Raw genomic sequence first — 14,141 nt, forward strand, 5'->3', positions numbered from 1 at the left:
CAGAAAAAACGTTTCGGTTCGAGTTCCGCGACGCGCGCGGTTCAGGCGAGATAAGCGAGATCCAGGCGCGGTCAAGTTACGAGTCTTACGCGTCGATCAGGTCGTCGAGCCGGAAACGTGCGATGCGGTAGATCTGGTCGAGGCTGGCGCGCAATTCATCGGCGCGGCTGTTGTTCACACGCGCTTCGAAGTTCGCGATGATGCCGTGGCGATCGAAGCCGCGCACCGCGAGGATGAACGGGAAACCGAACTTCTCGCGATAGGCGCTGTTCAACGCGACCAGCTTGTCGAATTCTTCCTGCGTGCATTGGGCGAGGCCCGCGCCGCTTTGCTCACGTGTCGATTCGGCCGTCAGTTCGCCGCGTACCGCAGCTTTGCCGGCAAGCTCCGGGTGAGCGTTGATCAAGGCGAGTTGCTTCTCTTCACCTGCCGTTTCGACGATATTCGACATCTTGCGATGCAACGCGTCGATGCTGGCGAACGGCCTTTGATTCGCGGCGATTTCCGCGACCCACGGCGAGTGCTCGAAAATGCCCGACAGCGCCGCGACGAACGCGTCGGTCGAGGTGCTGTTGAGTTGGTCCAGAGTGTATTGCATCGCCTTCATGCCGCTGCCCCGCGGTTGTTTTGCTGGTAAGGGTGATGTTCACGCCAGTGCCGCGCGATATCGACGCGCCGCGTCACCCACACGCGATCGTGCTGTTCGATATGGTCGAGAAAACGTTGCAGCGCACGAAAGCGCCCTGGACGGCCGAGCAAGCGGCAATGCATGCCGATCGACAGCATCTTGGGCGCTTCTTCGCCTTCTTCGTAGAGCACGTCGAATGCGTCGCGCAAATAGGTGAAGAAGTGATCAGCAGTGTTGAAGCCTTGCGGGCTCGCAAAGCGCATATCGTTGGTGTCGAGCGTGTACGGCACGATCAGTTGCGGCACTGTCGCGCCGCCCGTCACTTCGACGTCCATCCAGAACGGCAGGTCGTCGCCGTAGTAATCCGAGTCGTATAGGAAACCGCCGTATTCGGCGACCAGCCGATGCGTGTTGGGACTGTCACGGCCGGTGTACCAGCCAAGCGGACGTTCGCCGGTGACGCGCTCGATCGCTTCCATGCCGAGGCGCATGTGCTCCGCTTCTTTCTCCGGCGACACGTCCTGATAGTGAATCCAGCGATAGCCGTGGCAGGCGATTTCGTGACCGAGTTCGACGAACGCGCGCGCCAGTTCCGGATGCCGTTCGATCGCCATGCCGACACCGAACACAGTCAGCGGTAAACCGCGCTTTTCGAATTCGCGCAGGATGCGCCACACGCCGGCCCGCGAGCCGTATTCGTAGATCGACTCCATGCTCATGTGGCGAGCCGGATAAGCAGCCGCGCCGACGATCTCCGAGAGGAACTGCTCCGAGCCCGGATCGCCGTGCAGCACGCAGTTTTCACCGCCCTCTTCGTAGTTCAGGACGAATTGCACGGCCACACGCGCTCGACCAGGCCAGTTCGCTTGCACTGGGTGGCGGCCGTAGCCGATCAGATCGCGTGGATAGTTCGAGTCGAGTGGCATGGTTTGAGGAGATAAAAAGCATTTCGGGCACCGGCGCCGAGTGGAACCAGTGTAGCGAAAACGCCCGGGTGCGCCCATACACCCGGGCAGATAGTGCGTGTCAGACGGAATGTATGTGCGGTGCGGGTTCTGTAGTGTTTACCCCAGCAAGTCGGCGTTTTTCGTGGTTTCCTGCGTATTTGCCGCAAAATCGCGCGGTGGCGCCGGGTTCGGATCGGCATCGGTCGGACTGAAAGCTTCCAGCGCGCCGTCGTAGCGCTTCGCCAGCGGCCGCGCATAGTCACCGCGTTTAGCCGTCGACAACCGCAGCGCGACCAGCGCCTCGGTCCATTTGACGGCCGCCGTCACGCCCTCGATAACCGGCGCGCCCAAGGCGTCTTCGATCTCCGCGCACAACTGCGCCATGCCGGCGCAACCGAGCACGATCGCGTCCGAACCGTCCTCGTCCAGCGCGCGGCGGCATTCGTCGAGGATGATGCGGCGCGCCGCCGAGCCGGGTTTGTCGAGATCGAGCACGGCGACGTCAGTGGCACGCACATTGCGGCAGAAGCGCTTCATCCCGTAGCGCTCCGCGAGATGCCACGCCATGCCGCAAGTGCGTGCCAGTGTCGTCACGACGGAAAAGCCCGGCGCCAGCACGCTTGCCGCGTGCATCGCCGCCTCGGCGATGCCGATCACCGGACCGCGTGCCAGCTCGCGTGCCGCATACAGACCGGGATCGCCGAAACAGGCGATCACGTAGCCGTCGCAACCGTCGCGCTCGCCGGCGACGATCTCGGCCAGCAAGCCAGGCGTCGCGAGTGCTTCGTCGTAGTAGCCTTCGATCGACGGTGGTCCCATCGTCGGATTCACCGCGATCACTTCGGTGCCGGGCGCGGCGACTTCGCGCGCGCAGCGGCCCATTGCCTCGGTCATACGTTGCGTCGTATTCGGATTGATCAGTTTGATGCGCATATCGACTCCTGTTGCGACGCCGGCTCAGCGAGCGAGCACGCGGTAGAACACCGCAGCCAATCCGGCGCCGATGAACCACGAGAAATTTGCCAGCCCGTCGAGCGTCGGCGCCATCACGCAGATCACGGCGATGAGCGCGGCCGGCAGCAACGCGCCCACGGCCCGGTAGTTGACGCCGTTTCTGTACCAGTACGAGCCGCTTTGCGAAACCGTGTAAAGATCGTCGAGCACGATCTTCTGGCGTTTCACGAGGTAGTAATCGACGATCAGGACACCATACAAAGGTCCGATGAAGCTGCCGAGCACATCGAGCGTATAGTGAATCACCGCCGGATTGTTGAACAGATTCCACGGCGTGATGAAGATCGACGCCACCGCCGCGAGCATGCCGCCTGCACGCCAGCTGATCAGGCGCGGCGCGACGTTCGAGAAATCGAAGGCCGGCGACACGAAATTAGCGACGATGTTGATACCGATAGTCGCGATCGTGAAGGTCAACGCGCCGAGAATCACTGCGCTCGGGTAGTCGATACGGCCCACCGTTTCGACCGGATCCGTGATCAGCTGGCCGAACACCGGCAGCGTAGCGGCGGTCGTGACCACGGTCACCAGCGAGAAGGCGAGAAAGTTGACCGGCAAGCCCCAGAAGTTACCGCGCTGCACGCTGCGAAAGCTCTTGCCGTAGCGCGAAAAGTCGCCGAAATTCAGCATCGGTCCGGAAAAGTACGACACCACCAGCGAGGTCGCCGTAATCATCACCGGCACCACTTCCATGCCGTGATATTTGACGCCGCCCAGGTTGATGCCGATATTGCGCCACCCTGCGCGATACACCATGTAGCCCGCGAGAATGAACATCACCACATAGACTGCCGGGCCGGCGAAGTCGATGAACTTCTTGATGGTCTCCATGCCGTGCCAGAACACCAGCGCCTGCAATACCCACAACAACATGAAACCGGTCCAGCCAAGGGCTGAGAGACCCATGAAGCCATGGTGATGAACGTCCGCATACGGCAACAGTTGCGGGACGAACTTCAGCACCACGATCACCAGCGCGCTCGACGCCAGATAGGTCTGAATCCCATACCACGCCACCGCGATCAAACCGCGAATCACGGCGGGAATATTCGCACCGAGCACGCCGAACGTCGCGCGGCAGGCCACCGGATAGGGCACGCCGTTCTGCTGACTCGGTCTGGCGATCAGATTGCACAGCGCATTGACAATCGTAATGCCGACCAGCAGCGCAATCAGCACCTGCCAGCTCGTCAGCCCGAGCGCGAACAGACTGCCCGCGAATACATAGCCGCCGACGCTGTGCACGTCGGACATCCAGAACGCGAAGATGTTGTAAGCGCCCCAGGTTTGATGGCGCAGCGGCGCCAGGTCTTCGTTGTACAGCCTCTCGCTGTAACCTGCCGGCATCGACGGATCGCCGGGTGCGTCAGCGTCTCCATAAGCGGGTATTGCGGGATTGCTGGGCGCTGCACTGAACTGAGCCATGATTCCTCCTTGAGATAGGGACCATCGACAAGCGAATCGACGGACGTTGCATCGGCCATGCCAGGCGTACTCCCCTCACCCGAGTGGAACCGGAGGGAATTTCAGGCGCCTGAAGGTCCGCGCCGCGGGTGTCTCCGTACTGACGTACTTGTGGTTATCGCACCGCCGGCAGCCGCGGACTCCTGACGATGTGTTGCTACTCCAAGGCTGTCGTTCAGCGACGGCCACGCGCACGCAAGCCGGCGACGCTCACGTCGAGCCGCCTTGCCACGCCTGATTCAGTTCAGTTCAGTTCAGTTCAGTTCAGTTCAGTTCAATTCAGTGCGGCGCGCACCAGCAACGAGCGCGCGCCGGCCGCTTGCCTCACTCTGGCGCGGACTTGCCTTTGGGTGCATCGTTACGTGCACCGAACACTTCATGCAGATCGGCAGCACCGCGTGCCGGGCGCTCCAGCATCTTCAACTCGACGCTTTGCAGATGGCGCGACATCAATGCCGCCGCCTCTTTCGCATCGCCGGCGTCGAGCGCGGCGAGAATCGCTTCGTGGTCTTCGAACGAGCACGGGCTGCGTCCGAGCGACTCGTACAGCGCGGAAATCAGCGTGGAGCGCGCCACCAGGCCGTTCAGGCAGTCGCACAGCACGGCGTTGCCGGTGAGCCCGGCCAACTCGGTGTGGAACTCACCCGACAGGCGAATCCACGCCGGAAAATCACGTGTCTCGAACGCTTTACGCTCGCGGCCGATCATGCTGCCAATACTCTTCAAACGCCGGATGCCGTGTCCGCTGCAAATGCGCTCCACCACGGCCAACTCGATGATCCGGCGCATCTCGAACACCTCGTGCACTTCCTGCAACGATGGACTCGCAACAAATGCACCGCGGTTCGGTTCAAGGTCGACGAGGTGATCCGTGGCCAGTTGCGCGAGCGCCTGGCGGATCGGACCGCGCTTCACGCCAAATACTTCGCACAACTGTGCTTCGGTGAGCTTGGTGCCCGGCGCCAGCCGATGCTCGAGGATCGCCGCGCGGATGCGCTCGGCGATCGCTTCGGGTTTCGAACTATTCGAGCTGGCGGAATCTGTGTCGGACATGATGTGCGTCTCGGTATGTTGGTTATCTTAGGATGGACATAAATATTGTCAACAATTTTTGTTATTAATTTCGACAATCCGCATGGCGGTAATGGGCTGCAGCCTATCTGGCACGGTATGGAAACCTAGCCTCGCTTCAATATCAGTTTAATTAAGGCGAGACGGGCAGGTCCGTTGATGGCGGTTTTTGTCAACAAAATCGATGGACCTTCAGTGGCGGTTCTGCTGGCGGTGGCATTGAATGGCTGACCGTTAGTTGCATTCATAAATCAAAAAGAAAGCGGGGGAACGCCCGCTTCCGCTTCTGTGCCGCTTCAGCTCAGGCAGGGATAGCCCGATAACGTCAGCTTGAACCCATGCGCGCCGGCTACGAGGTGCGCGTCAGCGCCGACCGGCAGCGTCAGCATGTCCGGAACATGGCCGAATTGCAGGCCGGTGATGATCGGAATCCCGATCACCGAGCGCATCTGCTCGATCATCGCCTGAAGGTCAAATCCGTTGTCGTAATCGTACGATCTGCTGCCGGAAAAATCGCCGAGCACAATCGCCTGCTGCTGCGCGAGGATGCCGGAAAGATGCAGTTGGTAAAGCATCCGCTCAAGCCGGAATGGCTGCTCGTTGACGTCTTCCAGGAACAGAATGCCGCCTTGCACCGGCGGTATGTACGGCGTGCCGACCAGCGACGCCAGCACTGCCAGATTGCCGCCCCACAACATGCCCGACACGTCGACGGATTGCGCTTGCGGCACATGGCTCGTCACCGTCATGGTCGGCGTGGTCAGCGCCGACCAGAAGTGCCGCATGGTGAATTCGCTCAGGTCTTCCGCGCCGAAGTCGCTCATCAACATCGGGCCGCCGAAAGTCTTCACGCCGGCACGTGCAAGCAATGCCAGCTGGATCGCGGTGAAATCGCTGTGCCCTACCAACGCGACCGGCTGATCGGTCAGCCGCCGTTGCAGCCCCAGGTAATCGAGTCCGTGCAGAACCCGTATCGCGCCGTAGCCGCCACGGACAGCCAGCACAATGTCGGGCAACATCCGCGAAGGGTCGGCCAGGCGGTTCAACTCCGCCGCGCGCTCGCCGTCGGTGCCGGCAAAACGCTGGTAGCGGCGCCTCGTCGCTTCCACGCCGTCGACGCGATGCCCCTGCTCATGCAGGCGGTGCAACGCGCGATGCAGCACCTCCTGGTCATGCGGATAGCCGGACGGCGCGATCAGTTCGATGGTGCGATGGACGGTCATGGGCAAGACCTGTTCGACGTTGTAGTTTTTAGAGCGGCTCGGCCGGTCCCGGTTCGACGCGCGTTGCCGCGCGTGCTTCGCGGCTTGCGCGCCGCCGTTCGGCAAAGAACGTTTTGAGCGCGGCGCCGCATTCGTCTTCGAGCACGCCGCCGGTCACCGAGGTGTGATGATTCAACTGCGGATTCGCGAATGCATCGACGACGCTGCCGCACGCGCCCGTTTTCGGATCGCGCGCCCCGAACACGACGCGGGCAATGCGTGCGTGCATGATCGCACCGGCACACATCAGACAGGGCTCGAGCGTCACATACAGCTCGCAGCCGGGCAGCCGGTAGTTCTCGACGGCTTGCGCGGCTGCGCGTAACGCGACCATTTCCGCATGCGCCGATGGGTCGTGCGCACCGATCGGATGGTTGAAACCTTTGGCGATGACTTCGTCGCCGCGCACGAGCACCGCGCCGACCGGCACTTCGCCCGCTGCGCGCGCTTCTTCTGCTGCGGCCTGAGCCAGCGCCATGAAGCGGCGATCGCGCTCGGCGATCAGCGCCCCGGGCGGTCCGTCCGGCGAGGAGGCGTTGATTGATTCACCGGCTGGTGCGCCGCACGGCATCGATTCGACAGAACCGGCGCCGACGCGTTCGGCTCGAGAGACCGGCGATGTCATAGCGTCGACCGGTTCGACGGACTCCGGGCCAAGCGTGACGGGGCGGACTAGCGGCTCGCTCACTGCGGTCCCGCGTCGGCCGTATTAGGGTTGCCGACCCGCTCCGAGAGTCGCTCGGCAATCCGCCGGCAATATTCACGCGGCAAGACCAGCGGGCCGCCGCGCAGCGATTCGAGTGCCATATCGAGCGCCAGCATGCGGGCCTGGAGGCGGCAACGGGTGGTCCTGTCGTTGACCGCGTTCAACTGCGCCTGAAGATCGCGCAAAGCGCGCAACTGCTCGACGGCGGGCGGCACGAAGCCCGCATTCTTCAAAATCCGGTTGGCGACGCGCACTTCTTCCGGGACCAGTGCATCGTCGTCCAGGGGCAGCGGCGCGCCGGCGCCCGGTAAATCGTCGAACTCACCGCGCGCGGCTGCGGCGGCAATACGCTGTTCGACTAACGCATCAAGCAATTTCATCTGCAATCCACTACGTTGCGGCCCAAGCATTCTATCAGGGAGCGCATGCCCGTTCTGGCTGTCTGACCGATGAAACCCTCTGGTTTTCAGATTTTGCGTATTTGAGGGGCGCATGGTGTGGGCTACGGTGAAGGATTGGCGGCTTCGCCGCCTCGTGCCGGCAAAAACTTACGAAAGTCTTTCGTCACGCGAGGCCGGAAATGCCCTCACCCCGCCCCTACTCATCGAGACCACTTACGTTATGCAATCCGGAATCACCGACCACTCACTTACCTCGATTAACCATCCAAATTAACCACTTCACATATCCTGGCCGCGCTGCTCATTTCCGTCGAGAGGCCGGTCGCGACCCGGAGCGGTCCACCAACGCGCCTGTTGGTATCGGCGTCCCATCACTGGGCTCGCTGGTTTGCCGCGCGCGGTCGTACCGCGTGGGCATCTGGACCAGGATTGGGTGAGCGCTGCCCGTACGGCAGCGAGGCTGTGGTGCCCGCGGCGCCGCGCTTTGACGTCCCAGCGTCGCTGCGGAGCCCGATGCTCCGGGCCATGCGGAGCGTCGACAGACAGAGCCGCACGGTGTGAGCAGGGCCACTCCGGTGAATTCCGGCATCGTGGAAGTGAAAGAGTTTGCGGCGCCACCCCTCTGCGGTCAAACGGTCACGTCGACGGCGGCCGTGTATATGCCACTTCGTCCTCGCGCGTACGAGCGATATCGAGGGTCTCCTGGTGGAACTTCGCGAGCGACTTGCGGTGCGTGACACTGACAATCGCCCCTTTCGGCAGTCGTTCGGTCAACAGGCGATACAGATGCGCTTCGTTCTCTGTGTCGAGCGCACTCGTTGCTTCGTCGAGGAACACATAGTCAGGCTTGTGCATCAGCACGCGTGCGGCCGCTAGCCGCTGCTGCTCGCCGGGAGAAAGAATGCGCCACCAATGGTGGGATTCGTGCAATCGGTCAACGTAGCTTTCAAGCCGGCACAGACGCAGCGCCTCGCAACATTCCTCGTCGCTGAAGTTGGTGGCCGCTGCGGGATAGGTGAGCCCAGCCTTCAAGGTGCCAACCGGCAGGTAGCTCTGCTGCGGGATGAACATCATGCGCGCGTTCACAGGTGCGTCGATCGAGCCGTTTCCGAACGGCCAGAGACCAGCCAGCGCGCGCAACAGCGTGCTCTTGCCCGAGCCGGACGGCCCACGCACGAGCCGGCGCGAACCGGGCTTGACGGTGATGTCGCGCACGCTCGCGAGCGTCTCGCCGTTGGGCAGCGCAAGCATGAGGTTGTGCGTGGCGAGCTGGCTCTCGACGACGTAGTGCAGATTGATGCCGCCATGCTCGGTTGCGGGCGACACGGACTCCTTCAGATGAGGTCGCTGCATGACGCGCCTGAACTCGCGCAGACGGTTGACCGTTGCGCGCCATTGGACGAGCGTGTCGTAATTGTTGATGAACCACGAAAGCGATTCGCTAACCGAACCGAATGCGTCGGCGATTTGCATCAGTGTGCCGAAACTGAACAAACCTGCGAAATAACGGGGCGACGCCACGACGATCGGGAAGATCTCGGCGATCTGACCGTAGAAATTGAGCACGAAGCTGTAGCGCCGCGTGTACTTCATCACGCGCCACCAGTTTTCACGAATCCGGCCGAACAGGTCCTGGGCGGTCGTTTCCTCGGCCCGCATACCGTCGTAGAACGCAATCTGCTCAGCGTTCTCGCGCAGACGGATCAGGCCGAACCGGAAATCCGCCTCGACGCGCTGCAACTGGTAGTTGATCGACACAAGCGGGTGACCCACCTTGTTTGTCAGGAGTGAGCCGGCAATCGCATAGACGATGGCTGCCCAGAGCATGTAGCCAGGAATCTGGACGGGCGTGCCGCCAATCATGACTGCCAGCGCGCCCGCCGTGCTCCATAGGACGGTCGAGAACCAGACGAGTGTCTCGAGCGTCGAGAGCAGGTCGAGTGTGAGCGAAAGTGTGGTGGTGGCGAATGATTCGAGATCGACGGCGATCCGCTGGTCAGGGTTGTCGGTGAGGCGGTCGCGCTCGATGCGGTAGAAGGTGCCGTCGCCCAGCCATTCCTGCAGATAGCGCGTGGTCAGCCACTGGCGCCATCGGAAGCCAAGCATCTGGCGCAGATAGCGGTTATAGACGGAGATCGCGACGAACGCGAACGCGAGCGCGCTGAAAAAAAGCATCAGCTGCGGGAATTCGTGCACGTCCCTACCTTCCAGTGCGTTGTAGAAATCGCGGTTCCACGTGTTCAACCGGGCGTTGATGCCGACCAGAAGCAGGTCCATGGCGATGATCGCGATCAGCAGGCCCCACGCCGTTCTACGTTCCTCGGAGACCCAGTACGGTCTGATCAGGCTCCAGGCTGAGACACTGTCGAGTTGTCCGGATGCAGTGCCGGAAAATTGGTTGCTCATGAGCGCCCCTTAACGCGCAGCGAATGCTGACCGAATGCACGGGGTGATTGTCCGATTCGTGCAGGCATGGCAGTCTAGCGGCAGCGTATGCGAGCGTGCTTTCGAGCCTGGTCAGGTACATCCAGCGGACATGGAGATGATTGTAGGGTGCGGCCTGTCCGGCCGCCCATGTCGCTCGCTGTGCCGAGCGGGGGGCAGCCCGGTCACTGGAGAGGGGCCAGTTGGCGAGGCGCGAACGGCGGCAACGGCAAACGATGCAACTTCCATCGTCCCCAATCAAACGACCGTTAAGCAGGCCGAGCAGTCCGCTGAAATACTACGCTGTGCGTCTGTCACGGGTTGACACGAATCCAACGCATCGGGCAGCAGCCGGCCACGCCCCGTCGTTGGTTAGATGCCGCTTTCGGCACAGTGACGCTCCGCACGCCGCTGCTGTCGTGCGCCCGCGCGTTGTTAACCCAAGGAGCTCGCCAGAGCGCGCAGAGTCTGGCTCGGATGATCTTCAATGGGCGAACCGTGCGACACGAGAATGCGCTTCAGCGACTCAAGTTCTGCCCATTGCAGAAGCTGAACGCGCAGCGCCTCTTTATCCTCGATGAGGACCACCTTCACCGGCTTCGGAATATGCGGCTCGTCCCCCGCGAATCCCATCACGCGCAGCAGCCAGCCACCGAACCCGGATTCATGGCGAATGTTACCGACGAGATCGTTCAACACCAGCGTCGTGCCGTTCGGCGTGCGTATGACGAGCGCCGCCTCGTGGGCACGCGTCCCAGGGACGGTCACGAACTGCACATTCGGATCGCCAAATCTGGGGGCCGTCGTGTCGACGTGCACCGCTTCTTCCACCTTCGTCCGAGAGCCTTCGGGCGCAACGACCTGCATTGACGGGTAGCGCTCTTTCCAGACTCTTGCGTCTAACCGATGATGGTCGTTGGGCACCACCAGAAACGCGGGCCGCCCGTATTCTTCGAGCGCTTGCATCTCGACCTCATCAAGCGCAATTGCGCTGAATACGACCAGTCGCGAGTCGTTCAAACGCGCCACGGTCATGCGTCGTGGGAGGTCGGTGAGCGGCATATGGAGTTCACCGGTCACCGTGAGGACGTTTTCGTCGACTTCTGTGAGCTTGCCATGCGGCAACACTTTCCACTGCTGAAAAGGCTTAGTCATCGTCGAACTCCGTTTTGCGGGCAGTCACCATAGACGTGGAGTGTGCGCGCAAACCGAGGACAGTCAAGCGGATGATGTGAATTGCGCTCGTGCTCCTCTTCATAGATCGCAAGTTCTATACCAAGGCCAGTTATCTGCGTAGTCGACGAGGTCGAAAGCGTATAAGCGTCGCTGTGGTCCTGACTAACCCTCACTCGGGCCGCGCTCGACTCTTGCGTGCGCGCGGGATTCGTACGCGATCTGCGCTCACCAATGTTGGCATTGGCTTAGCAGAGGATGGTCGGCCTCCCAGCATGAGTGACTGTCCCGCCTTGAACCGGGCGTCTGTCTGCCTCGACGGTGCATGACCGCGTCGGGTCTGAGCCGACCGCATCAGGCAGGGGGCGGCCAGGAGGCGAGATTCGGCCGTCGCGACGCGCGGACGTTCAGACGTCGGCTCTACCCACTAAACGATCACTCGATTTGCGACGATGAACGTGTTCGGACGTGGGCACTCCGCTTGCTACACCCTTGGGGTTCCCCCGCACCGATTCGACAGGAAAGCGCGAAGCAACAATAACCGCGCATCGAAACATTGTTGCGGCAGCGGGTGACTATGGCTGCTGCCCATACCGCGAGCTCGAACTCGAGCCCGCCTGAGCGACTGCAGGAGATTGTCCGATGGTGGAAGTGCCAAAGCGTCCGGCCGTTTTCATGGTAGGCGCGTTTCCGCCGCCCGTTCATGGGCTGTCGATGGCGAACGAAGCAATCGCCGAGCGCCTGGGCGGCCGCGCCCGGATCGTCAAGTTCGACACTGCGGGGGCGCGAGTCGGGTCTGGGTGGGCAGGTCGTCTCTGCCGGCTCGGCACTGGATTGGTCGTCTTTCGTTTCGCGATCATGGCAGCCGTGCGGCGACCATCGTCAATCTATATCGGTCTGTCGGGTGGACTTGGTCAGCTGTACGACGGGATGTTCGCTTTGATTGGTAACCTACTGCATATTCCGGTGTTCATTCACCATCATAGTTTCCGATACATCAACAAACCATCACGATTGACGCGACTGGTTTTCCATCTTGCGGGCAATGCAACCCACATCGTATTGTGCCCGCATATGGCGGCGCGCCTAAAACAGCTGTACCCGACATCGGTCCGGGAAACGCTGGTGCTGTCCAATACCGCACTGTTTCCAGCAGCGCGAGGTGGACACCCGCGGGTGCGTGGAGGGCAACTGCTGACGCTGGGTTTTTTGGCAAATATCACGCGCGACAAAGGGATCTTCGTATTTTTCGACGTGCTTTCCGCACTCGATCGAAGAGGTCTGCAAGTTCGTGCAGCTATAGCCGGCCCGGTCGCCGACACGATCGGGTCTGAATTTAATGCAGCGCTAATTCGCTATCCTCAAGCAGATTATGTCGGCCGGGTTTCGGGTGATGAAAAGAGGAAGTTCTACGAGTCGATCGACTTGCTGGTTTTTCCATCCCGTTATGAAAACGAGGCCGAACCGCTCACCGTCATCGAGGCAATCGGGTTTGGCGTCCCTGTTATCGCGTCCGACAGGGGCTGCATTCCTTCGACATTGCGACGGGGTGGCGGAGCCTGCGTTGTCGACGATGATCGAATGGCAGAACGCATCGCGGATTTCGTCGTCGACGTCGCCAAGTCGCCAGGCGTCTATGAGCGACTCTCGCGTGGTGCGGTGGAGTCTGTGATGAACGAAGTCACAAGCCAGACCGCTGCGCTTTCCAAGCTCGTTGGAATGCTGACACGGACAAATACGGTAGATGGTGATGTCATCTCGGACCGGCGGATAGGTTCTTAGGCGCGATCGAGATTTCGGTTCGGCATCGGCCATGCGGAAGCTTCGCCCTCGCCTGGCGTCTTACACTTTTGTAAGAGCGTGGCGCCTGAGTAGAACGGCCGCTGTCCCTCGAAAGCTGTCGTTGCGTTCGAACTTGCGCGTCGAGTACGGAAGCTCGCCATCTGCTCGAGTTCGGCAATACGGCAGCGGCAACGACTATCAGGCAGTTCACCACGCAAGATTCGGCCGGAAGCGACCGCGCCCAAAGTCGATGTCCGTCGCGACGCCCGACGCCGGCACCGATCCCACCATCGCCGGGGTCCCGCATAAAAATGTTAGCCGCCTGTAACCCGTTCCCAACCGTGCCGCACGGCCGCCTTGAATCGTTCCCACCCACTTTCCGGGTAGCGCGATCGTGTCGCCTTGCTGCGCAGGAGACGGCTCGTTCGCCTGTTCCGAGCGCACCGAATCATTTCGCCATACCTTGGCGCGCTCCTCGATGTCGGCTGCGCCGGCACGGCGCATCAAATCGCGAGCCAGGTCGACCTGCATTTCGGAAACGTCGGCGCTGACGATCGTTCCACCGCGACGGATCACTTCTCTGTAATCCTCCGTTTCCGGTGGATACTGGCCACTTCTGAAGAGCCGTGCAAACAATTGTTCGAGTTGATCGAACACTGGGTTGTGATGGCGTACATCGCCGCTGCCCGGTGCATAAACACGCGGCCCCTTTTCAACCGGTGTGTCATTTGACATCGAGTAGATGGCAATATCGGCTTGGGCGATGCCAGCCTCGCCCAATGTCCGTTGTGCCGAGCGCGCGTCGGCATATTTATCGAACACGCCTAATACGGTTTGTCTCATGATTTTGTCCTCCACATCGTAGTGCGGCATTCTCTCCGCCATGACGATAGCGCTTGCAACACGCGTGCCCGGGGGCTGGGACAAAGTCGCTGGCTTTCGTAGCAGGAGTCAGTAGCCGGCCAATTTGAGACGTTCGGCTGCGTCCCGCGAACGGCCGCTTCCGATTAAGCCTGCCCCCCGAGATCGCAGCCTCCTCCGTATTGCCGGGCTGGCCACGATAGCGTTCGCCCTCAATGGGGCTTTCCCATCGAAATTCGTCACTGATTCGGGCGCAGCATATTAAGGTAATGGACCTCGACACCCGCTTACGCTTTGGAGGCGCCTACATGCGACTTGCTGACTTTATCTCGCGCGACATCGAGCCGATTCTGGCGCAATGGGAGGCGTTCGCCGCCACCCTCCTGCCGGCGGCAGCAAACATGGAAT

Annotated in this window: 12 protein-coding genes; 1 reads left to right on the plus strand and 11 read right to left on the minus strand. The window is 61.4% G+C overall.

Annotation, left to right across the window (positions count from 1 at the left end):
• Positions 1 to 85 precede the first annotated feature (85 nt).
• The 10 genes from uraD to SB772_RS35750 form a co-directional block, all read right to left on the minus strand.
• Positions 86 to 607: a 2-oxo-4-hydroxy-4-carboxy-5-ureidoimidazoline decarboxylase gene (gene uraD / locus SB772_RS35705; RefSeq protein ID WP_410837825.1), complete on the minus strand. Its 522-nt coding sequence runs from the start codon at positions 605 to 607 to the stop codon at positions 86 to 88.
• Complete coding sequence (puuE, locus tag SB772_RS35710) at positions 604 to 1,554, minus strand: allantoinase PuuE (protein WP_410837826.1); 951 nt, start codon at positions 1,552 to 1,554, stop codon at positions 604 to 606. Before puuE ends, uraD begins: the two co-directional genes overlap by 4 nt.
• A gap of 138 nt (positions 1,555 to 1,692) precedes the next feature.
• Complete coding sequence (locus tag SB772_RS35715) at positions 1,693 to 2,508, minus strand: aspartate/glutamate racemase family protein (protein ID WP_410837827.1); 816 nt, start codon at positions 2,506 to 2,508, stop codon at positions 1,693 to 1,695.
• A 24-nt stretch (positions 2,509 to 2,532) separates the two neighbouring features.
• Entirely contained in the window at positions 2,533 to 4,014 is a 1,482-nt protein-coding gene (locus SB772_RS35720; RefSeq protein ID WP_410837828.1) for an NCS1 family nucleobase:cation symporter-1, read from the minus strand.
• A gap of 363 nt (positions 4,015 to 4,377) precedes the next feature.
• Positions 4,378 to 5,106 (minus strand): GntR family transcriptional regulator, encoded by a 729-nt coding sequence (locus SB772_RS35725; RefSeq protein ID WP_410837829.1) that lies wholly within the window; start codon positions 5,104 to 5,106, stop codon positions 4,378 to 4,380.
• A 314-nt stretch (positions 5,107 to 5,420) separates the two neighbouring features.
• Positions 5,421 to 6,347, minus strand: coding sequence for a muramoyltetrapeptide carboxypeptidase (gene ldcA, locus SB772_RS35730; protein WP_410837830.1), 927 nt, complete (start codon positions 6,345 to 6,347; stop codon positions 5,421 to 5,423).
• A gap of 28 nt (positions 6,348 to 6,375) precedes the next feature.
• Positions 6,376 to 6,957: a tRNA adenosine(34) deaminase TadA gene (tadA, locus tag SB772_RS35735; protein WP_410837841.1), complete on the minus strand. Its 582-nt coding sequence runs from the start codon at positions 6,955 to 6,957 to the stop codon at positions 6,376 to 6,378.
• Between the two features lie 113 nt (positions 6,958 to 7,070).
• Positions 7,071 to 7,472, minus strand: a complete 402-nt coding sequence (locus SB772_RS35740) for a DnaJ family domain-containing protein (RefSeq protein ID WP_410837831.1) — start codon at positions 7,470 to 7,472, stop codon at positions 7,071 to 7,073.
• 657 nt (positions 7,473 to 8,129) lie between these two features.
• Positions 8,130 to 9,899 (minus strand): ABC transporter ATP-binding protein/permease, encoded by a 1,770-nt coding sequence (locus tag SB772_RS35745; protein ID WP_410837832.1) that lies wholly within the window; start codon positions 9,897 to 9,899, stop codon positions 8,130 to 8,132.
• Positions 9,900 to 10,352: 453 nt separating this feature from the next.
• Positions 10,353 to 11,072: a hypothetical protein gene (locus tag SB772_RS35750; RefSeq protein WP_410837833.1), complete on the minus strand. Its 720-nt coding sequence runs from the start codon at positions 11,070 to 11,072 to the stop codon at positions 10,353 to 10,355.
• A gap of 660 nt (positions 11,073 to 11,732) precedes the next feature.
• On the opposite strand from SB772_RS35750, the gene SB772_RS35755 reads away from it, so the two are divergent.
• Positions 11,733 to 12,872 carry a glycosyltransferase family 4 protein gene (locus SB772_RS35755; protein WP_410837834.1) on the plus strand — a complete coding sequence of 380 codons (1,140 nt, stop codon included), beginning with the start codon at positions 11,733 to 11,735 and terminating at the stop codon, positions 12,870 to 12,872.
• 207 nt (positions 12,873 to 13,079) lie between these two features.
• Here SB772_RS35755 and SB772_RS35760 read toward each other — a convergent pair whose 3' ends face one another.
• Entirely contained in the window at positions 13,080 to 13,745 is a 666-nt protein-coding gene (locus SB772_RS35760; protein WP_410837835.1) for a hypothetical protein, read from the minus strand.
• Between the last annotated feature and the right edge of the window lie 396 nt (positions 13,746 to 14,141).

The sequence above is a fragment of the Paraburkholderia sp. SIMBA_030 genome, assembly GCF_046535245.1.
In the GTDB taxonomy this organism is placed as follows: Bacteria; Pseudomonadota; Gammaproteobacteria; order Burkholderiales; family Burkholderiaceae; genus Paraburkholderia.